Genomic DNA, 20,472 nt, shown 5'->3' on the forward strand with positions numbered 1-20,472 from the left:
TATTAGGCACGCCGCCAGCGTTCGTCCTGAGCCAGGATCAAACTCTCCATAGAAAGTTCATATCTCTAGCTTTTACGCTGCTGTTTTGTTCAGTTTTCAAAGAACATCAAGCACAAGATATATCATACAAGAGCACGTTGTTATTGTCAACACTTTTTTGTAAAAAAAATAAAATGACATGGACAATCGCCATTGTCATTTTATAATCTCTTCAATACACAAATCTTTTTCATTTTTTAGTGAAATGATTTGGTTTGTATTAATTATCTTAATCATCGGCCATGACGGTGAATCTTGTTCAAAAAAGATAATTTCACCAACTTGTTCATTTGATAATTTTACTTTTGCTCCTAAAGAAAGGTGCATTAAAAGAGAAGCAAGAGCTTGAACAACGGAAAGATCGAATTTTCCAAAACAATCTTTATGAATTTGTTCAAACACTTTAAAAGGTGATTGTTTATTACGATAAGGCCGCTCAGAAATCATCGCATGATAAACATCTGCGACAGCAACGATTTTACTATAAGGGTGAATTTTTTCTTCTTGAACACTAAGTAAATATCCGCTACCGTCATTTCGTTCATGATGTTGCAAAACAGCAAGCTTCGCTCCTTCTTGTAATGCGGTAATTTTTTGAACCATTTTATACCCGTAAATCGTATGTTGGCGCATATCTTTATATTCCATTGGGGTAAGCGCTGCACTTTTGTAAAGTATTTTCGGATCGACTTTAGCCATGCCACAATCGCTTAACAACCCAGCAATCGCCACTTGGAAATAATCTCCTTTTTCATATTGCAATTTTTTCGCTAATACACCTGAAAGAAGACCGACTGTTACTGCATGATGAAATAAGTACTCTGATTTCGTAGAGTAGTGATGAAAGAAGAGTAACTCCTTTTCTGATTCTAATACTTTTTCAAACAAAGGCATAAACATTTTACGTACTTTTCCAATATCGACAGGTAAACCGGCCTGCCATCCTTGAAACATTTGTTTATATTGTTGAACAACTTCTAGATATAAGGTCAATATATCTTTGTTTTCCGTTGTTTTTGGTTTTGGTATATCTTCTTGAATAACTTCAATCGGTCGAAATGTGCTACCATCAACAAGAACTGACTGCACACGTACTTGGTCAACAAGAAACTTTTTCAACACGGTTAACAATTTTGTATTTAATACTGTATTTTTCGGAACAATGACACGATTCGATTTTCCAATAATATCTTCGGCTAAAATGCATCCTTCTTGCAATTGAGCGGTTTTTACTAACAACATGTCTTTCTCCCCCCTTTTTTTAAAGAATAGAGGGGAAAAACTCCCCCTCTATTCTTCTTGCAGTTGTTCTTTTTCTTCTTCTTTTGGCACTTTTGCTACTGTTGCAACATACTCTTGCTCGTTTTCTTCATCAAGACGAATGAGCTTGACACCTTGGGTGTTTCTTCCCATGACAGAAATATCGCTAACCGCCATACGAATCATTACACCACTTGCAGTCATCAACATCACATCTTCTTCACCTGTAACCGTTTTTACTGCTACAACATCACCATTTTTTTCAGTAATGTTACATGTTTTAATTCCTTTTCCTCCACGGCTTTGGATGCGATATTCTGAGGCTGGTGTTCGTTTTCCATAACCATTTCTCGTCACAATTAAAATTTCCTCGTCACCATTCAGACTTTCCATGCCGACTACTTCGTCACCCGGACATAACGTAATTGCTTTTACACCTGCAGCTGTGCGTCCCATTGAGCGAACATCTGTCTCAGGAAAACGAATTAACATCCCATTTTTCGTTCCTACAATGATATGTTTATGACCGTCTGTCAGTTTTACAGATATTAATTCATCCCCTTCATGCAAATGAATAGCAATTAGACCGTGGTTACGAATGTTAGCAAATGATGATAGCGGTGATCGTTTTGCAATTCCTTGTTTTGTTGTGAAAAATAAAAATGCATCTTCACGAAATTGATCAATTGCAATAACCGTATTAATTACTTCATCTTTTTCAATGTTTAATAAGTTAACGATCGGAATTCCTTTGGCTGTTCGACTGAACTCTGGAATTTCGTATCCTTTTGCTTTATAGACTTTTCCTTTGTTTGTGAAAAACAAAACCATATCATGTGTCGATGTAATAACTAAATGCTCGACAAAATCATCTTCATTTGTATTCATACCTTGAATGCCACGTCCCCCACGTCGTTGACTCCGATACGTTGAAACAGGAAGACGTTTGATATATCCTCTATGTGTTAATGTAACAACGATATTTTCACGAGTAATTAAATCTTCATCATCAATTGTTTCTAAACCGCCATTTACAATTTCTGTACGACGGTAGTCATTGAACTTCTCCTTAATTTCAAGCAATTCGTCACGAATGATTTGTAAAACTTTTTGCTCATCAGCTAAAATAGCTTTTAAATGCGCGATGAGCTTCACTAAATCTGCATATTCTTGTTCAATTTTTTCCCGTTCTAATCCAGTTAAACGTTGTAGACGCATATCTAAAATCGCTTGCGCTTGCTTTTCACTTAGCTGAAACTTTGTCATTAATCCTTCTTTCGCTATGTCTACGGTCGAAGAGTGACGGATGAGCTCAATCACTTCATCTAAGTGATCGAGGGCAATGCGTAAACCTTCTAAAATATGGGCTCGAGCTTCTGCTTTGTTTAGCTCAAATTGAGTGCGACGACGAATAACAATTTTTTGATGATCTAAGTAATGTTGTAAGCATTGTTTTAAATTCAGTACTTTCGGTTGTCCATCAACAAGTGCGAGCATATTAATCCCAAAGCTCGTTTGTAAAGCTGTTTGTTTGTACAAATTGTTGAGCACTACATGTGCGCTTACATCTCTTCTTACTTCAACGACAATACGCATACCACTCCGGTCAGATTCGTCACGTAAATCTGTAATGCCATCGATTTTCTTTTCACGTACAAGTTCAGCAATTTTTTCAATTAACTTTGCTTTATTCACTTGATAAGGTAATTCACGGACGATAATCATTTCTTTTCCGTTCTCTTTTTGCTCAATTTCCGCTTTCGCACGTAGTGTAATCGAACCTCGTCCTGTTTCATATGCTTTTCGTATGCCGCCTCTTCCAATAATTTGCGCACCTGTCGGAAAATCAGGGCCTGGCAAATATTCCATCAATTCAGCAACCGTCATGTCGGGATCTTTCATCAGTTCCAGTAAAGCATCAATGACTTCTCCAAGTTGATGCGGTGGAATGTTTGTTGCCATCCCAACCGCAATCCCTGAAGATCCGTTCACAAGCAAATTAGGAAAGCGAGCTGGCAAAACAATAGGCTCACGTTCTGAACCGTCATAGTTATCTTGGTAATCGATCGTGTCTTTGTTAATATCTCGCAACAGTTCCATGGAAATTTTAGACATTCTAGCTTCTGTATAACGCATGGCTGCTGCGGCATCACCATCAATTGATCCAAAGTTTCCATGCCCATCTACAAGCATATATCGATAGTTAAAGTCTTGTGCCATCCGCACCATTGTATCGTATACCGCTGCATCACCATGCGGATGGTACTTGCCGATGACTTCACCGACAATACGTGCCGACTTTTTGTAAGGCTTGTCCGCCGTCATTCCTAAATCGTGCATCGCATATAAAATACGACGATGTACTGGCTTTAGTCCGTCACGCACATCAGGGAGCGCACGAGATACAATGACGCTCATCGCATAGTCGAGAAACGATGCACGCATTTCTTGACTAATACTCACTTCCTTTACTCTTTCAGACATATACCAACGAACCTCCCTTACTTAACAAAATAATAAAACAAGGGGAGGGTGAATAAACACTCTCCGACATGTTTAAATATCCAGATTTTTTACATACTTCGCGTTTTCTTCGATAAACTGCCTGCGCGGTTCAACTTTGTCCCCCATTAAAATTTCGAACGTTTCGTCCGCTTCCATGGCATCTTGCAAACTCACTTTTAACAACGTTCGCGTCTCAGGGTTCATCGTTGTCTCCCAAAGCTGCTCTGGATTCATCTCTCCAAGACCTTTGTAACGTTGAATGATTGGTTTTGGCTGTTCAGGTAACCGTGCTAATATTTCTTCAAGTTGTCGATCACTATATGCGTATTCAATTCGTTTTCCTTGCTGAATTTTATATAAAGGTGGCTGAGCGATATAAACATAACCTTGTTCGATTACTTCTCGCATATAGCGATAGAAAAATGTTAATAACAATGTGCGAATGTGAGCGCCATCAACATCCGCGTCGGTCATAATAATGATCTTATGATAACGAGCTTTTGTAATATCAAAATCTTCTCCGATTCCCGTACCAAGAGCTGTAATAATTGCACGCACTTCATTGTTCGATAAAATTTTATCTAATCTTGATTTTTCAACGTTAATAATTTTCCCACGCAACGGTAAAATCGCTTGGAAATGGCGATCGCGTCCTTGTTTTGCAGAACCGCCCGCTGAATCCCCCTCAACAACATATAGTTCGCATATCGCTGGATCTTTCGATGAACAATCAGCTAATTTCCCAGGCAAACTCGATACTTCAAGGGCATTTTTTCTTCTCGTTAATTCCCGCGCTCGCTTCGCTGCTAAACGTGCCCTCGAGGCTAGAATTCCTTTTTCAACAATTTTTTTTGCAACCGCTGGGTTTTCGAGTAAAAACTTCTCAAATTGTTCAGCAAAAATAGACTCAGTCGCCGTACGAGCATCACTATTGCCAAGTTTCGTTTTCGTCTGTCCCTCAAACTGCGGTGCCGGGTGTTTGACTGAGATGATGGCCGTTAATCCTTCCCGTACATCTTCACCGGTTAAATTGGCATCTTGTTCTTTAAACATATTGTTTTTTCGACCATAATCATTAATAATTCGGGTCAGAGCTGTTTTAAACCCTAACTCATGCGTGCCACCTTCATGCGTATGAATGTTATTAGCGAATGAGTATATATTACTTGTATAGCCATCGTTATATTGCAGGGCAATTTCGACTTGTATTCCTTCTTTTTCCCCTTCAATGTAAATTGGTTCCTCATGAAGCGTTTCCTTCGTCCGATTTAAATGTTTAACATATGAGGAAATTCCACCTTCATAGTAGTATTCGTTACGTCGCTTTTCACCACGTCGATCTTCTAGCGTAATACGGATGCCTTTGTTTAAAAAAGCAAGTTCTCGCAAGCGATGCGCAAGTGTATCATAATCATACTCCGTCGTTTCTGTGAAAATTTCTGGATCTGGTTTAAAATGAATGGTTGTCCCTGTCCGATCTGTCTCACCTACAACCTGCAAATCTGCACAAGGTACACCACGCTTATATTTTTGATAGTGAATTTTTCCATCACGGTGTACGTATACTTCTAGCTCTTCCGACAACGCATTAACAACGGATGCACCGACTCCGTGCAATCCCCCAGACACTTTATATCCGCCGCCGCCAAATTTTCCACCAGCGTGCAACACAGTCATAATTACTTCAACAGCTGGTCTTCCCATCTTTTCATGAATACCAACAGGAATCCCGCGACCGTTATCAATTACTGTAATGCTGTTATCTTGTTCAACAATGACGTTAATTTCCTTACAAAATCCAGCTAAAGCTTCATCAATGCTGTTATCAACAATTTCCCAAACAAGATGGTGCAATCCTTTCGGTCCGGTTGATCCGATATACATTCCCGGTCTTTTCCGCACCGCTTCTAACCCTTCGAGAACTTGGATTTGACTTTCATCATAAACAATTTGGTCTCTTTGTTCCATCGCCACTATTGATCACCTACGCTTTTCTTTTCGAACAATACGTTCGAGGTTTATGAACAACTATCGTCTCATCATTTGTCCTGAGACAACTTCATACACATCTGCATCACGAACGACGCGATGTTCAATCCCATCTATACTTGTTGTTGTTACAAATGTTTGTACTTTGCCTTGTATAGCATTTAACAAATGTGTTTGGCGAAAATCATCTAGTTCTGATAGAACATCATCGAGTAAAAGGATAGGATACTCGCCGATTTCCGAAAAAATTAAATCAATTTCAGCTAGTTTCAATGAAAGAGCTGTCGTCCGTTGTTGACCTTGGGAACCGAATGTCTGCACATCTTTTCCGTTAATCGTAAACGATAAATCATCTCGATGTGGACCGATGAGCGTTGTACCTCGTTCGATTTCTTTTGTTTTTATTTGTGTAAACTTGTCGTTATACACTTCTACCATTCTCGACCATTGTTGTTTGTCTAATACATCAACCGAAGGACAATAGTGAATACCTAGTTGTTCATTGCCGCGACTAATTTCAGCATGAATTGGTTTCGCCCATGTTTGTAATAATTCGATAAATTCATATCTTTTGAGCGTGATTTTCACTGCGAGTTCCACAAGTTGTTCTGTAAGCACATCAAGGAACGTTTCGTCCGTCTGTTTTTTTGACTGAAGTAGTTTCAAATATTGATTTCTTTGTTGCAACACTTTTTGATATTGACCAAGATCGTGCATATAAACAAGAGATACTTGACCGATTTCCATATCGATAAAACGTCTTCGAATTTGTGGGCTCCCTTTTACAAGGTTTAAATCTTCTGGGGCAAACATGACAACATTCATATGCCCGACATAACTACTTAATTTTGCCTGTTCGATATAATTTAGTTTTGCTTTTTTCCCTTTTTTCGACACGGTTAACTGTAAAAAAATTGGGCCGTTTTTCTTTCTTACTTTCCCCTCTATTTTAGCATAATCTTCGTCCCAACGAATTAAATCTTTATCATTCGTCGTTCGATGAGATTTCGCCATCGATAAGACATAAATGGATTCCATGATATTCGTCTTACCTTGAGCATTTTCCCCTAAAATGACATTTACTTTGTTTTGAAATTGCCAACAACCTTGTTCATAATTGCGGTAATTTTTTAAAGTTAACTGTTCTAAAAACAAAGGTGCCTCCCACCTTTACGAACAAATCGTAAATGTACCAATTGTTTGAATGTCGACAACGTCTCCTGCCCTTAGCTTGCGGCCACGACGTTGTTCTCGCTCACCGTTAACAAATACATCGTTTGTTTGTAAAAACCATTTTGCCATTCCACCTGTGGAAATAACGTTCGCTAGTTTTAAAAATTGTCCAAGCGTGATGGTTTCTGTTGATATTTTTATTTCTTTCATCTTTCATCCGCTCACTTTCCATAAAAAGTGTCCATTCTTTCATTGTACTAAAAAAGCAGAATGAAGAAAAGGAAAGCTGCTAGGTGATCTAGCAGCTTTTAGTATGTGCGCACAGGTAAAATTAATTGAAGCATAGAATCGTCATGAAGTGGTCGAATTAAAAATGGGCGCATTGCACCAGTAAAACTAATTTTAATTTCTGTTCCTTCTAGCGCTTTTAATGCATCCATCATATATTTTGCACTGAAAGAAATTTTTAATTCTTCCCCGTCTACTTGCTCACACTGCACTTCTTCTACCACTTTCCCGATCTCAGGTGAGTTTGAAGAAATTTCAACAACTTTGTCAGACAGTGTTGATAAACGAACAACGTTATTTCTTCCTTCGCGTGCTAGTAATGAAGCACGGTCAATCGCTTGCAAAAACTCTTTCGTTTTTATGATCATGTCTGTTTGGCTGTCGGTTGGAATAAGTCGAGATGTATCTGGATAGTTTCCATCTAATAAACGTGAGAAAAACAACAAATGTTTTGTTTTAAATAATACTTGATTTTCTGTTACAACGATATGAACGGGCTCATTCGACTCTTCGAGAATTTTATTTAGTTCATTTAAGCTTTTTCCTGGAATGACGATATTGTAGTATGCTTCTGCTTCTGTTTCTACTTTTGCCTTTCTCATAGCTAGTCGATGACTATCTGTTGCAATACACGTAAGTTCATTCTTTTCAATTCGCCAGTTTACACCTGTCAAGATCGGACGTGTTTCTGAGGTGGATACTGCGAATACGGTTTGACGAATCACATGTTTTAACAAATCCGCTGGTATTTGAAACATATTTTCCTCTTGAATTTGTGGTAAACGCGGATATTCTTCAGGATCCAATCCGTTTAAATGAAATTCAGTTTTCCCAGAACGAATCGTTGTGACAAATTGATCCTTTACTTCGATTTCTACTGTTTCTTTCGGCAACTTACGAACAATTTCGCTAAAAAAGCGTGCTTGTAGAACTACACTTCCTTGTTTAATGACATCAACAATAATGCGGTCACTTTCTTCTGCGGGAATAAACGATTCAATCGAAATATCTGAATCGCTTCCTGTTAGTGTAACACCTTGCTCAGAAGCAACGATTTTAATTCCAGTTAAAATCGGAATGGTTGTTCGAGATGATACAGCTTTCATCACATCTTGTACACTTCTCACTAAATGATCGCGATCAATAATAACTTTCACAAAGAAAACCTCCCTAATTTATTTATTATATTTTTTTAAAAAACTATTAATCATAGTACTAGGCGCTGTGATTATGTGGATAAGTGAATAAAACAAAGGAAGCACAGACTATCCACATGTGGACAGTCTGTGCACAAACATGAGACAGTTATTCACATTATTTCAGTTTCTCCATAATTTCTTTCAATTGTTTCTGTAATTGAACGTCAGTTTGAATGAGAGCTGAAATTTTTTCGTGAGCATGGATGACGGTCGTATGGTCACGTCCTCCAAACTCTTCACCAATTTTAGGGAGCGAACAGTCGGTTAACTCCCGCGAAAGATACATAGCAATTTGGCGCGGAAAAGCAACGGATTTCGTTCGTTTCTTTGCCTTAAAATCTTCAAGTTTCACATTAAAATGCTCTCCGACAACACGTTGAATGTCTTGAATCGTAATGACTTTTGGTTTGGAGCTCGGAATAATATCTTTTAGTGCCTCTGCCGCCAAATCTGCGTTAATTTCTTTGTTAATTAAGGAAGAGTAAGCAACGACGCGAATGAGTGCTCCTTCTAATTCTCGAATATTCGAGTCGATTTGATTAGCAATATACAACATCACTTCGTTCGGTATGTCGAACCCTTCGGCTTTTGCCTTTTTGCGCAAAATAGCAATTCTCGTTTCTAAGTCAGGAGGAGTGATGTCTGTAATTAAGCCCCATTCAAAACGAGAACGGAGGCGATCTTCTAACGTCGGGATTTCTTTTGGAGGTCGGTCACTCGATATGACAATTTGCTTACTTTCCTCGTGTAGTGTATTGAACGTATGGAAAAACTCTTCTTGTGTTTGTTCTTTTCCAGCTAAAAATTGAATATCATCTATTAACAGCACGTCCACATTGCGATATTTGTTACGAAAATCATCTGGACGGTTATCGCGAATGGCATTAATAAATTCATTTGTAAATTTTTCTGAAGATAAATAGACGACTTTCGCTGATGGGTTGTGTTCGAGAACGTAATGACCGATTGCGTGCATGAGGTGCGTCTTGCCTAGGCCTACACCACCGTAAATGAAAAGGGGGTTGTATGCTTTGGCCGGTGCTTCTGCAACCGCTAAAGATGCGGCATGAGCAAAGCGATTTCCAGATCCAATGACAAAAGTGTCAAACGTATATTTTGGATTCAGCATGCTTTGTGGAAATTCTGCTTGTTCGTCATCGTGTTTTCGCGGTTTGCTCGTTGGCTTTAGATCGAATTCCTCCGATGTTTGATGATTAGGGATTGTACATTTAATTTTTAACTCTTCCCCGGTAATGTCATAAAGTGTCTGTTCGATTAGTCGGGTGTAACGTGATTCGAGCCAGTCTTTTGTAAATTCATTTGGAACGGTAATAATAAGTATGTCGCCTTTTAATGAATGCGCAGTTGTTGATTTTAACCACGTTTCAAAACTCGGTTTACTTATTTTTTTCTCAATTTCGGCTAATGCTTTATTCCATAAGTCCGAAATATTTTCCACGCCGCTCTCCCTCCTTCTCCGCGCGGGTGTTTAACTTTTGTATAACTTTGTTTGTCTATAAAAAAATTTTTTCGACAGTTTTCACCGATTGTGGACAAATATTTACACAGGATGTGGACGGAACTGTCCACACGTTATCCACATTTTGTGGATAATACAAAAAACTCATATAATTATCCAGAGTAAAAACAACAATATAATAGCAGATAAATACTTATGTTGCAATGGTTTTAAAATATTATCCACAAAACGAAAAAGTTGTGAAAAAAAATTATCCACAAGGTTATAAGATGTGAAAAAATTGTCGATAAATGTTGTGGATACAGAAAAAGCGACAAAAAAATTATCCACATTCATAATCACAATATATTCAAAAAAAGATACTCCCGGAGTAGTTGACATTTCTCTAAATTTCTCACTATAATTAGAAAGACTGTCTTTTAACAGTTATTCCTCAGGGAGGTGTCATATATGAAAAGAACGTATCAACCAAACAAACGGAAGCGTAGCAAAGTACACGGTTTCCGTGCGCGTATGAGCACAAAAAACGGAAGAAAAGTTCTTGCTCGTCGCCGTCGTAAAGGAAGAAAAGTATTATCTGCATAGGCCACTGAACGATCAGTGGTCTTTTTTCTAACGGGAGTTACGATCGAGGTGTGATGAGGGCACATGAAAAAAAAATATCGCATAAAAAAAAATGAGGAATTTCAAGAAGTATTCAAGCGAGGAACATCGGTGGCGAATCGGCAGTTTGTTTTGTATGTTCTCGATAAGCCAGAGCAATCTTATTTTCGGATCGGGTTATCCGTTAGCAAAAAAATAGGGAAAGCGGTCGTTCGCAATCGTGTGAAGCGATATATTCGTCAAGTGTTTCACGAAGAGCGCGATCGAATTGAGATAGGCAAAGACTATGTTATTATTGCACGAGTGCCGATAGCGACGATGGAGTATGAAGAGGCGAAAAAAAGTTTATTGCACGTTTTAAGACGAGCAAACGTTTTTCATTAAATGTTTGATCGACCGATATGCTAAAATATTTCATGGAACGTATAAAGTAAGGGGGAAAAACGAGTGAAAAAAAGGCAGGTTGCATGGCTGTTTTTACTTCTTGCTATTGTACTAGCAGGATGTTCAGAAATTAACCAACCTATTACCGCGGAAAGCAAAGGATTTTGGAACGAGTATATCGTTTACCCACTATCTTGGTTAATTACATACATGTCTGAGCTATTTGGTTCCAATTACGGTTTAGGTATTATCGTCGTAACAATTTTGATTCGTTTAGCTATTTTGCCGCTAATGATTCAACAAACGAGAAATTCTAAAGCGATGCAAGCGATACAACCAGAATTACAAAAACTTCGTGAAAAATATAGTTCAAAAGATGCCCAAACGCAACAAAAACTGCAACAAGAAACGATGTTGCTTTTCCAAAAGCACGGTGTGAATCCGTTAGCAGGGTGTTTGCCGTTATTCATTCAAATGCCGATTTTAATTGGATTTTACCATGCTATTATGCGCACAGAAGAAATTGCACGCCATAACTTTTTATGGTTTGACTTAGGGGAAAAAGACCCATTCTATATCTTGCCGCTTGTGGCAGGGGTTACAACATTCATTCAGCAAAAGATGATGATGGCTGGCACTGAGCAACAAAATCCGCAAATGGCTATGATGCTTTGGTTAATGCCAATTATGGTTGTCGTCTTTGCGATCAATTTCCCAGCTGCACTTTCGCTTTATTGGGTAGTTGGAAACTTGTTTATGATTGCACAGACATATTTCATTAAAGGACCAGACTTAAAAGCAACAAAACAAGCTGGGGGAACAGGAAAGTGAAACGAATCACGATGAGGGGACAAACGGTAGAAGAGGCAGTGGAGAAAGCGTTAGCGCGATTACATGTGTTGAGAGAAGCAGTCGATATTGTTGTTGTGCAACAAGAAAAAAAGCCGTTTCTTGGCTTGTTCGGTGGACAAGAAGCAATCGTTGAAGTGACGGTAAGTGATCCATTTCATTGCGTTCAATCGTTTTTAAAACAAGTTATCGAACAAATGAATGTCCGCGTCGAGCTTGCTTGTCAAGTGGAAGGAGAGCGTTTAGTTGTTTTCTTTTCAGGTCCAGATGTTGCGCGGGTAATTGGAAAGCATGGTCAAACGTTGAATGCGTTACAATTATTGGCTCAAGGAGTGTTAAATCGTTATACGGATCGTCCATTTCGTGTTGTTATTGATGCGGAAGGATATCGAAAACGAAGAGAAGAAACACTTATTCGCTTGGCTAAAAATATGGCAAAAAAAGCGATACAAACGGGAAAAGATATTTCGTTAGAACCGATGAGTGCATGGGAGCGGAAAGTCATTCATACAGCGTTAAGCGACGATGACAGAATACAAACGTTTTCAGCCGGAACCGAACCGCATCGCCATGTCGTCATTTCACTAAAAAGGTAAACATTCTCTAGGGGGAGTCATTCCTAGAGAATTTTTTTTGTAAATTCAAATGAAGTGTGTATGTTGTTATTCACATGTGGATAAGTTAAAATTTATTTGATTAGCATTGTGAATAAAACAGTTATGATATAGATGTGGATAATTTCGTTTAGGAAAGAAGGTGAATAGCGTGGAGTTTGATACAATTGCAGCGATCTCGACCCCGATGGGTGAAGGGGCGATTGCTATTGTCCGTTTAAGCGGGGATGAAGCGATAAAAATTGTTGACCAACTGTTTGTCGGTGTTGGGGGAAAGAAGCTAAAAGACGTCCCATCTCACACGATCCATTATGGGCATATTGTGCATCCGGAGACAAAAGAAACAGTTGAAGAAGTGATGGTAACAGTAATGAGAGCTCCAAAAACGTTTACACGTGAAGATGTTGTTGAAATTAATTGCCATGGAGGTCTCGTTTCTGTTAACCGTGTTCTTCAGCTTGTGTTAGCATATGGAGCCCGTCTAGCACAACCTGGAGAATTTACTAAAAGAGCTTTTTTAAATGGACGTATCGATTTATCTCAGGCGGAAGCAGTGATGGATCTCATTCGCGCCAAAACGGATCGTGCCATGGCTGTTGCGTTGAATCAAATGGAAGGTCGTTTATCGAAACTGATTCGTCGCTTACGCCAAACGATTTTAGAAACGTTGGCACATGTCGAAGTAAATATTGACTATCCAGAATATGACGATGTCGAAGAAATGACGCATCGGCTGTTGCTGGAGAAGGCAACGGAAGTGAAAAATGAAATCGAACGATTATTACAAACCGCACAACAAGGAAAAGTGTTACGAGACGGATTAGCGACAGTCATTGTCGGCCGTCCAAACGTTGGAAAATCATCGCTATTAAACAGCCTAGCTCATGAAAATCGAGCCATTGTCACTGACATCCCAGGTACAACGAGAGATGTCATTGAGGAGTACGTCAACGTTCGAGGTGTGCCGCTCCGTCTATTAGATACGGCAGGCATTCGTGAAACAGAAGACATTGTCGAACGTATTGGGGTCGAACGATCACGGAAAGTGTTAAAAGAGGCAGACTTAATTTTACTCGTACTTAACTACAATGAGCCGTTAACGCCAGAAGATGAGCAACTGTTTGAGGTTGTTAAAGGAATGGACGTCATTGTTATTGTTAATAAAACGGACTTACCGAAGCGAATCGATATGGACCGAGTGAAGCAATTGGCACAGGGCTCACCAATTATTACGACATCGCTTTTAGAAGAAAGAGGAATCGACCAACTCGAAGAGGCGATTGCTTCATTGTTTTTCAGTGGCGATGTAGAGGCGCGCGATTTAACATATGTATCAAACTCGCGCCATATTGCGTTATTGACGCAAGCGAAAAAAGCGATTGAAGAAGCGATTGACGGCATTGAAGCAAGTATGCCAATTGATATCGTGCAAATTGATTTAACGAGAGCGTGGGAATTGTTAGGTGAAATCGTTGGAGATACGGTACACGAAAGTTTAATTGATCAGCTGTTTGCACAATTTTGTTTAGGGAAATAAGGAGGGTATTTATGCATTACGAGGCAGGATCTTATGATGTCATCGTCGTCGGAGCCGGTCATGCTGGATGTGAAGCGGCGCTTGCTGCTGCGCGCATGGGTGCAAGTACGCTAGTGATTACGCTCAATCTCGATATGATTGCTTTTATGCCATGTAATCCATCTATCGGTGGACCTGCGAAAGGGATCGTCGTTCGGGAAATTGACGCGTTAGGCGGGGAAATGGGGAAAAATATAGACAAAACGCATATTCAAATGCGTATGTTGAATACAGGAAAAGGACCTGCAGTGCGAGCGTTGCGTGCACAAGCAGATAAATTTTTATATCAACAAGAGATGAAAAAAACGTTAGAAAACCAAGAGAATTTAACATTACTACAAGGGAAAGTAGAAAAATTGATCGTAGAAGACGGCGTATGTAAAGGTGTCATTACGCATACGGGTGCTCATTATTATGCAAAAGCTGTTGTTATTACGACAGGAACGTTTTTACGTGGTGAAATCATCATCGGGGACATAAAATATTCAAGCGGTCCAAACAATCAACAGCCATCGATTAAGCTTTCAGAGCATCTAGAGGAGCTCGGGTTTGAACTTGTTCGTTTTAAAACAGGAACACCACCGCGCGTGAATAGTCATACGATTGATTACAGCAAAACAGAGATTCAGCCGGGGGATGACGTGCCACGAGCGTTCTCATATGAAACGAAGGAATATATTACCGATCAACTTCCTTGTTGGCTCACTTATACGACAGAGGAAACGCACCGAATCATCGATGAAAATTTACATTTGTCACCGATGTATTCAGGAATGATTAAAGGGACAGGCCCGCGTTATTGCCCATCAATTGAAGATAAAATCGTTCGCTTCCATGATAAACCACGTCATCAAATTTTCCTTGAACCAGAAGGAAGACATACGCAAGAAGTGTATGTACAAGGTTTATCGACAAGTTTGCCGGAGCATATTCAACGTCAAATGCTAGCGACAATACCTGGATTAGAAAGGGCACAGCTCATGCGTGCTGGTTATGCGATCGAGTATGATGCCATCGTTCCAACGCAACTATGGCCAACGTTAGAAACAAAAGTCGTTCAACGATTATACACAGCAGGACAAATTAACGGAACATCTGGGTATGAAGAGGCAGCTGGTCAAGGGCTCATTGCTGGCATCAATGCGGCATGTAAAGCGCTTGGAAAAGAGGAGTTAATTTTAAGTCGTTCCGAAGCATATATTGGCGTTTTAATTGACGACCTTGTGACAAAAGGGACGAACGAGCCATATCGCTTGTTAACATCGCGTGCAGAATATCGTCTTTTATTACGTCACGACAATGCCGATTTACGTTTAACGGAAATTGGCTACAAAATCGGTTTAATTTCACAAGAGCGATATGAGAAGTTTGTCGCAAAGAAAGAAGCGATCGAAGTGGAAAAGAAACGCTTAAAATCTTACATCATTAAGCCAACCCCACAAGTACAACAACTTATTCGAAATGTTGGAGGAAGTGAATTAAAAGACGGTATTCGAGCTGCTGACTTGTTAAAGCGTCCGGAAATGACGTATGAGCACATTCAAATGATTGCACCATCGGAACAACCGATTGATCCTGAAGTAGCAGAACAAGTAGAAATTCAAATTAAATACGAAGGATACATTGAAAAATCGCTACAACAAGTTGAAAAATTAAAGAAAATGGAAAACAAAAAAATTCCAGAAGACATTGATTACGATGCGATTACAGGATTGGCGACAGAGGCGCGTCAAAAACTAAAACAAGTTCGTCCGCTTTCCATTGCACAAGCGTCACGCATTTCGGGAGTCAATCCGGCAGACATTTCGATTTTATTAGTGTATTTAGAGCAGGGAAAAATCGCACGTGTGTCAAATGAATAAAGAGGGATGAATGATGGATGTAAACGTATTTCAACAAATGTTAGAGGAGAAAGGAATTTCACTTTCTCCTCAACAACTTACTCAATTTGAAACATATTATCACTTACTTGTTGAATGGAACGAGAAAATGAATTTAACAGCGATCACAGACAAAGAAGGCGTATACTTGAAGCATTTTTTTGATTCCATTACACCTGCTTTTTATTTCGATTTCTCGCCACCCTTATCTATTTGCGATGTTGGAGCAGGGGCTGGTTTTCCAAGCATACCATTAAAAATTTGCTTTCCTCACTTACATGTATCAATTGTTGATTCATTACAAAAACGAATTACGTTTCTGAATCATTTAGCGGCACAACTCGGGCTTGAAGGAGTAGCTTTTTATCATGATCGCGCGGAGACGTTTGGACAAAAAAACGTTCGTGAGACGTTTGACGTCGTCATGGCTCGTGCTGTTGCACGTTTATCTGTCTTAAGTGAGCTTTGCTTGCCACTTGTGAAAGCGGGAGGCACGTTTATTGCGATGAAAGGTGCATCAGCGCAGGAAGAGCTTGAACAAGGAAAAACGGCTATTCGTGTGCTAGGTGGAGAAGTGGCGAAAGTTGAAAAATTTTTATTGCCGATTGAAGAAAGTGAACGAGCAATCGTTTTTGTTGAGAAGAGAAGAAAAACACCGAAGAAATATCCACGCAAACCAGGGGTACCAAACAAACTTCCGATTGAATGAATGTTTTGAGTTCTCAAAGGTGGTGTCAGGGGGAAATGAAGCATCCTTTTTCGCGATTTTTCAGCTTTGGTGAAAAAGAGCAAGAAGAAATTGTCATACCGAATGAAGAAATAAAACGAATCGCCATTTCACAAATTGTTCCAAATCGTTTTCAGCCGCGAACCATTTTTATTGAAGATAAAATTGACGAACTTGCTCAAACGATTCGAACACATGGAATGATTCAACCGATTGTCGTTCGAGAATGCGAAGATGGGAAGTTCGAAATTATTGCTGGGGAACGAAGATGGCGAGCAGCACAAAAACTCGGCTGGACGGATATACCTGCCATTATTAAAAATTTGAATGATACGGAAACAGCTTCTGTTGCTTTAATTGAAAACTTACAGCGGGAAGAGCTAACTCCAATTGAAGAAGCGATCGCCTATGCCCGTTTGCTAGAATTGCATAATTTGACGCAAGAAGCGTTAGCACAGCGACTTGGAAAAGGACAGTCAACGATTGCCAACAAACTTCGTTTATTAAAACTGCCCCAAGAAGTACAAGACGCATTGTTACAACGTCAAATTACAGAACGCCATGCGCGCGCTTTAATTGTGCTAAAAGATTACGATAAACAGCTGAAATTGCTTGAAGAAATTGTCCAAAAGCAACTCAACGTGAAACAGACAGAAGATCGAGTTGCGAAAATGTTAGAAGAAAACGACGGTGGAAAGCGCCCGAAGCCGAAACGAAAATCGTTAAGCAAAGACATGCGTATTGCTGTCAATACGATTCGACAATCATTGACGATGGTTGCTGATAGTGGTGTCGCGATCGATTCAGAAGAAGAAGAATTTGAAGACTATTATCAAATTACAATCCGCATCCCGAAGAAACAAAAATAACACCTCATCCAAAATGAAGATGAGGTTTTCTTTTTGTATATGAAAATATTGAAAAATTCATGATACAATAAAAGTATTATAGGTAAAGGATGGGGAGCGTTGTGGGTAAAATTATTGCGATTGCCAACCAAAAAGGCGGTGTTGGCAAAACGACAACAGCCGTAAACTTATCGGCTTGTTTAGCACATATGGGAAAAAAGACGTTACTTGTCGATATCGACCCGCAAGGAAATGCGACGAGTGGCATTGGTGTAGAAAAATATGAAATTGAACAATGCGCATACGACTTGTTAGTTGAGGAAGTAGATGTGCGTCAAGTCATTCGCCCGACAAATATCGAGCGGTTGCATATTATTCCCGCTACTATTCAATTAGCTGGTGCCGAAATTGAACTTGTTCCGATTGTTTCAAGGGAAGTGCGCCTACAAAAAGCGTTAAGCCCAATCAAAGATGTGTATGATTTTATTATTATTGACTGTCCGCCATCGCTTGGATTGCTAACGATTAATGCTCTAACTTCAGCAGATACAGTGTTAATCCCTGTTCAATGTGAATATTACGCATTGGAAGGACTTAGTCAATTATTAAATACAATTCGTCTCGTACAAAAACATTTAAATTCAAATTTACGCATCGAAGGTGTGTTGCTGACAATGTTTGATGCACGCACAAATCTTGGTATTCAAGTCATTCAAGAAGTGAAAAAGTATTTTCGTGAAAAAGTGTATGAAACGATTATACCACGCAATGTTCGGTTAAGTGAGGCGCCAAGTCATGGGAAGCCAATTATTTTGTACGATGCGAAATCGCGGGGAGCGGAAGTATACGCAGATTTTGCGAAAGAGGTGATCGCGAATGGCTAAAGGGCTCGGGAAAGGCATTCACGCTCTTTTTACTAACTTGGAAGCAGAAAAAGGGGAAACGGTTCAAGAAATTGATATTCAACAACTTCGTCCTAATCCATATCAACCACGTAAAACATTTCATGAACAGGCGTTAGAAGAATTAAAGCAATCCATTATGGAACACGGGATCGTCCAGCCACTTATCGTTCGTCAAACAATTAAAGGTTATGAAATTGTCGTAGGTGAACGTCGTTTTCGAGCGGCACAATTAGCAGGATTGAAAACGGTCCCAGCCGTTGTACGTGAACTTTCGGATGAAAAAATGATGGAAATTGCATTGCTTGAAAATTTACAGCGTGAAGATTTAAATCCGATTGAGGAGGCGACAGCATATCAGTTGTTGCTTACAAAATGCAAATTAACGCAAGAAGAGCTAGCAAAACGATTAGGAAAGAGCCGTCCGCATATTGCCAACCATCTTCGTCTTCTTTCACTTCCAAGTGATGTGCAACAGATGATTGAAGAAGGTACATTATCGATGGGGCACGGTCGAGCATTACTTTCCTTAAAAAACAAGCAGAAACTTTCAGCGGTTATTCAACGAGTTATTCAACAATCGCTCAATGTTCGTCAACTTGAGGCGCTCATTCAACAACTGAACGAAAATGTTTCACGTGAAACACCGAAAAAGAAAGAAGAGAAAAATATATTTTTAACGCAAAGCGAAGCGTTATTACGCGAGCGGTTAGGAACGTCCGTATCCATTAAAAAACATCGAAAAAAAGGAAAAATTGAAATCGAATTTTTTTCAGAAGAAGATTTGACACGTATTTTGCAATTGCTACATGCATACGATGAATCTATTGAAGGATGAATAGGATGTGACACACGTTGGCTTTACTCGGTACGATTGTTAACGGCATATGCATTATTATTGGCGCTCTGTTAGGTGCTGTGTTTCGACATATTCCTGAGCGCATAAAATCGACGGTTATGAACGGGATTGGGCTTTCCGTTGTTGTTCTTGGTGTAAAGATGGGGTTAGAAAGCGATCAGTTTTTAGTCGTTATTATTAGTTTAGTTGTCGGCGGAGTATTGGGGGAAATATGGGATATTGAAGAGAAGCTTGAAAGGCTAGGAAAATGGGTGGAAAGACGAGTAGGATATGGCGCAGAAGGGGCGATTTCTAAAGGATTTGTGAGTGCTACACTTCTGTTTGTCGTCGGTTCGATGGCCATTGTCGGTGCACTACATAGCGGATTAAGAGGCGATCATCTCGTACTATATACAAAATCGATTTTAGATGGTTTTGCGAGCATCATCTTAACCGCTACGTTTGGCATCGGCGTTATTTTTTCCGCTATTCCTGTTGTTGTTTATCAAGGATCCATCGCCTTAATGGCTACGCAAATCGATCGATTCATTCCACCGAGCGCCCTTGAGGCATTTATTGCTGAATCGACGGCGACAGGCGGAATTTTAATAGTTGCGATTGGATTGAACATGTTAAGTCTTACATCTGTTCGTGTAGCAAACTTATTACCAAGCATTTTAGTAAATGCATTCATCGTTGCTTTTATGCATATGTTATTCGGATAGTTTATACTTCAGTTCGTTTGTTTGCAATGATGCAAGCCGCTGGCGTTTTTTCAGTTGTATGCCAGCTTCATAAATACCTGTGGCGATCGTTTCCGCCATACTCATTACTAGATGAAGTCTTGTGTTTTGTAATACGAAAAATTCCATAAATCCGCTCACATTGACAATACCAGTAATGTGAGCATCGCCGACAGAAGGGAGATTTTTATTGACAGCGGCACCTGGTTTTAATGGGCCCTTTTCAATTGTAACCATCCCGATGTTTTTCACACGGCCAAGGCAAGCATCGACAGCGATGATAAATGCGTGCTTATGTTGTTGGTGAATGTCTTTTAGTCTATCTTCTAAATTAACGGCATGAATCGGATCTTTTAACGTTCCATACACATAAAAAGGTAATGTCCCTTTTTGTTCAAGCATCGTACCAACAAGTGGACCGAGTGCATCGCCAGTCGAACGATCCGTGCCGATACAAATGATGACGATTGGGATATGTGTGGAAGTTGGAAGTAAATATAAAAGTGATGATGCAAGTTGGGATGTTGCATTTGGTTCGTCGTAAAAAAATTTGTTTTGCATATATCCGTTCCCTC

Annotated in this window: 20 protein-coding genes; 12 read left to right on the forward strand and 8 right to left on the reverse strand. The window is 39.6% G+C overall.

Annotated elements, in window-relative coordinates; translation table 11 throughout:
* On the forward strand, nucleotides 1-206 hold a 206-nt coding region (locus tag CS060_RS14205), incomplete at its 5' end, for a hypothetical protein (protein WP_218963482.1).
* Here CS060_RS14205 and CS060_RS07155 read toward each other — a convergent pair.
* The 7 genes from CS060_RS07155 to dnaA all read right to left on the reverse strand — a co-directional run bounded on the left by CS060_RS07155 (nucleotide 196) and on the right by dnaA (nucleotide 9,912).
* The gene (locus CS060_RS07155; RefSeq protein ID WP_035048189.1) at nucleotides 196-1,281 is read right to left on the reverse strand and encodes an HD-GYP domain-containing protein; all 1,086 of its coding nucleotides are present in this window, start codon (nucleotides 1,279-1,281) and stop codon (nucleotides 196-198) included. The genes CS060_RS14205 and CS060_RS07155 overlap by 11 nt on opposite strands.
* 48 nt (nucleotides 1,282-1,329) lie before the next feature.
* Nucleotides 1,330-3,783, reverse strand: coding sequence for a DNA gyrase subunit A (gene gyrA / locus CS060_RS07160; RefSeq protein WP_099668817.1), 2,454 nt, complete (start codon nucleotides 3,781-3,783; stop codon nucleotides 1,330-1,332).
* Nucleotides 3,784-3,855: 72 nt separating this feature from the next.
* Entirely contained in the window at nucleotides 3,856-5,772 is a 1,917-nt protein-coding gene (gene gyrB / locus CS060_RS07165; protein WP_099668831.1) for a DNA topoisomerase (ATP-hydrolyzing) subunit B, read from the reverse strand.
* Nucleotides 5,773-5,832: 60 nt separating this feature from the next.
* Nucleotides 5,833-6,948 (reverse strand): DNA replication/repair protein RecF, encoded by a 1,116-nt coding sequence (gene recF / locus CS060_RS07170; protein WP_099668818.1) that lies wholly within the window; start codon nucleotides 6,946-6,948, stop codon nucleotides 5,833-5,835.
* A gap of 15 nt (nucleotides 6,949-6,963) precedes the next feature.
* On the reverse strand, nucleotides 6,964-7,176 hold the full coding sequence (gene yaaA, locus CS060_RS07175; RefSeq protein WP_035048191.1) for a S4 domain-containing protein YaaA: 213 nt from the start codon (nucleotides 7,174-7,176) through the stop codon (nucleotides 6,964-6,966).
* 98 nt (nucleotides 7,177-7,274) lie between these two features.
* Nucleotides 7,275-8,411, reverse strand: a complete 1,137-nt coding sequence (dnaN, locus tag CS060_RS07180; RefSeq protein WP_035048193.1) for a DNA polymerase III subunit beta — start codon at nucleotides 8,409-8,411, stop codon at nucleotides 7,275-7,277.
* A 157-nt stretch (nucleotides 8,412-8,568) separates the two neighbouring features.
* Entirely contained in the window at nucleotides 8,569-9,912 is a 1,344-nt protein-coding gene (gene dnaA, locus CS060_RS07185) for a chromosomal replication initiator protein DnaA (protein WP_099668819.1), read from the reverse strand.
* A gap of 471 nt (nucleotides 9,913-10,383) precedes the next feature.
* Between dnaA and rpmH the strand changes: the two genes are divergently transcribed.
* The 11 genes from rpmH (at nucleotide 10,384) to CS060_RS07240 (ending at nucleotide 19,879) form a co-directional block, all read left to right on the forward strand.
* Nucleotides 10,384-10,518, forward strand: coding sequence for a 50S ribosomal protein L34 (gene rpmH, locus CS060_RS07190; protein ID WP_003397591.1), 135 nt, complete (start codon nucleotides 10,384-10,386; stop codon nucleotides 10,516-10,518).
* A gap of 63 nt (nucleotides 10,519-10,581) precedes the next feature.
* Entirely contained in the window at nucleotides 10,582-10,920 is a 339-nt protein-coding gene (gene rnpA, locus CS060_RS07195) for a ribonuclease P protein component (protein WP_035048195.1), read from the forward strand.
* A 63-nt stretch (nucleotides 10,921-10,983) separates the two neighbouring features.
* Entirely contained in the window at nucleotides 10,984-11,751 is a 768-nt protein-coding gene (gene spoIIIJ / locus CS060_RS07200; RefSeq protein ID WP_099668820.1) for a YidC family membrane integrase SpoIIIJ, read from the forward strand.
* A complete protein-coding gene (jag, locus tag CS060_RS07205; RefSeq protein ID WP_035050734.1) occupies nucleotides 11,748-12,365 on the forward strand; it encodes an RNA-binding cell elongation regulator Jag/EloR in 618 nt (205 codons plus the stop codon). The genes spoIIIJ and jag overlap by 4 nt, the downstream gene beginning before the upstream one ends.
* A gap of 169 nt (nucleotides 12,366-12,534) precedes the next feature.
* Complete coding sequence (mnmE, locus tag CS060_RS07210) at nucleotides 12,535-13,920, forward strand: tRNA uridine-5-carboxymethylaminomethyl(34) synthesis GTPase MnmE (protein ID WP_035050735.1); 1,386 nt, start codon at nucleotides 12,535-12,537, stop codon at nucleotides 13,918-13,920.
* 11 nt (nucleotides 13,921-13,931) lie between these two features.
* Nucleotides 13,932-15,821 carry a tRNA uridine-5-carboxymethylaminomethyl(34) synthesis enzyme MnmG gene (mnmG, locus tag CS060_RS07215; RefSeq protein ID WP_099668821.1) on the forward strand — a complete coding sequence of 630 codons (1,890 nt, stop codon included), beginning with the start codon at nucleotides 13,932-13,934 and terminating at the stop codon, nucleotides 15,819-15,821.
* 13 nt (nucleotides 15,822-15,834) lie between these two features.
* Nucleotides 15,835-16,548 (forward strand): 16S rRNA (guanine(527)-N(7))-methyltransferase RsmG, encoded by a 714-nt coding sequence (gene rsmG, locus CS060_RS07220; RefSeq protein WP_035049273.1) that lies wholly within the window; start codon nucleotides 15,835-15,837, stop codon nucleotides 16,546-16,548.
* 35 nt (nucleotides 16,549-16,583) lie between these two features.
* Nucleotides 16,584-17,435 carry a nucleoid occlusion protein gene (noc, locus tag CS060_RS07225; RefSeq protein ID WP_035049276.1) on the forward strand — a complete coding sequence of 284 codons (852 nt, stop codon included), beginning with the start codon at nucleotides 16,584-16,586 and terminating at the stop codon, nucleotides 17,433-17,435.
* Nucleotides 17,436-17,536: 101 nt separating this feature from the next.
* On the forward strand, nucleotides 17,537-18,298 hold the full coding sequence (locus CS060_RS07230) for a ParA family protein (protein WP_035049279.1): 762 nt from the start codon (nucleotides 17,537-17,539) through the stop codon (nucleotides 18,296-18,298).
* Nucleotides 18,291-19,154: a ParB/RepB/Spo0J family partition protein gene (locus CS060_RS07235; protein ID WP_099668822.1), complete on the forward strand. Its 864-nt coding sequence runs from the start codon at nucleotides 18,291-18,293 to the stop codon at nucleotides 19,152-19,154. Before CS060_RS07230 ends, CS060_RS07235 begins: the two co-directional genes overlap by 8 nt.
* A 17-nt stretch (nucleotides 19,155-19,171) precedes the next feature.
* Entirely contained in the window at nucleotides 19,172-19,879 is a 708-nt protein-coding gene (locus CS060_RS07240) for a DUF554 domain-containing protein (protein WP_035049282.1), read from the forward strand.
* Here CS060_RS07240 and yyaC read toward each other — a convergent pair.
* Nucleotides 19,868-20,458: a spore protease YyaC gene (gene yyaC / locus CS060_RS07245; protein ID WP_052025609.1), complete on the reverse strand. Its 591-nt coding sequence runs from the start codon at nucleotides 20,456-20,458 to the stop codon at nucleotides 19,868-19,870. The two genes, CS060_RS07240 and yyaC, sit on opposite strands and share 12 nt — an antisense overlap.
* Nucleotides 20,459-20,472 lie beyond the last annotated feature (14 nt).

The organism is Anoxybacillus flavithermus (assembly GCF_002742685.1).
Taxonomy (GTDB): Bacteria; Bacillota; Bacilli; order Bacillales; family Anoxybacillaceae; genus Anoxybacillus; species Anoxybacillus flavithermus_E.

What these genes read in the sequence shown, in the direction of transcription:
- CS060_RS07155 (WP_035048189.1), bottom strand. Translation starts at nt 1,281, where the DNA reads ATGTTGTTAGTAAAAACCGCTCAATTGCAAGAAGGATGCATTTTAGCC.
- gyrA (WP_099668817.1), bottom strand. Translation starts at nt 3,783, where the DNA reads ATGTCTGAAAGAGTAAAGGAAGTGAGTATTAGTCAAGAAATGCGTGCA.
- gyrB (WP_099668831.1), bottom strand. Translation starts at nt 5,772, where the DNA reads ATGGAACAAAGAGACCAAATTGTTTATGATGAAAGTCAAATCCAAGTT.
- yaaA (WP_035048191.1), bottom strand. Translation starts at nt 7,176, where the DNA reads ATGAAAGAAATAAAAATATCAACAGAAACCATCACGCTTGGACAATTT.
- rpmH (WP_003397591.1), top strand. Translation starts at nt 10,384, where the DNA reads ATGAAAAGAACGTATCAACCAAACAAACGGAAGCGTAGCAAAGTACAC.
- rnpA (WP_035048195.1), top strand. Translation starts at nt 10,582, where the DNA reads ATGAAAAAAAAATATCGCATAAAAAAAAATGAGGAATTTCAAGAAGTA.
- mnmG (WP_099668821.1), top strand. Translation starts at nt 13,932, where the DNA reads ATGCATTACGAGGCAGGATCTTATGATGTCATCGTCGTCGGAGCCGGT.
- rsmG (WP_035049273.1), top strand. Translation starts at nt 15,835, where the DNA reads ATGGATGTAAACGTATTTCAACAAATGTTAGAGGAGAAAGGAATTTCA.
- noc (WP_035049276.1), top strand. Translation starts at nt 16,584, where the DNA reads ATGAAGCATCCTTTTTCGCGATTTTTCAGCTTTGGTGAAAAAGAGCAA.
- CS060_RS07235 (WP_099668822.1), top strand. Translation starts at nt 18,291, where the DNA reads ATGGCTAAAGGGCTCGGGAAAGGCATTCACGCTCTTTTTACTAACTTG.
- yyaC (WP_052025609.1), bottom strand. Translation starts at nt 20,458, where the DNA reads ATGCAAAACAAATTTTTTTACGACGAACCAAATGCAACATCCCAACTT.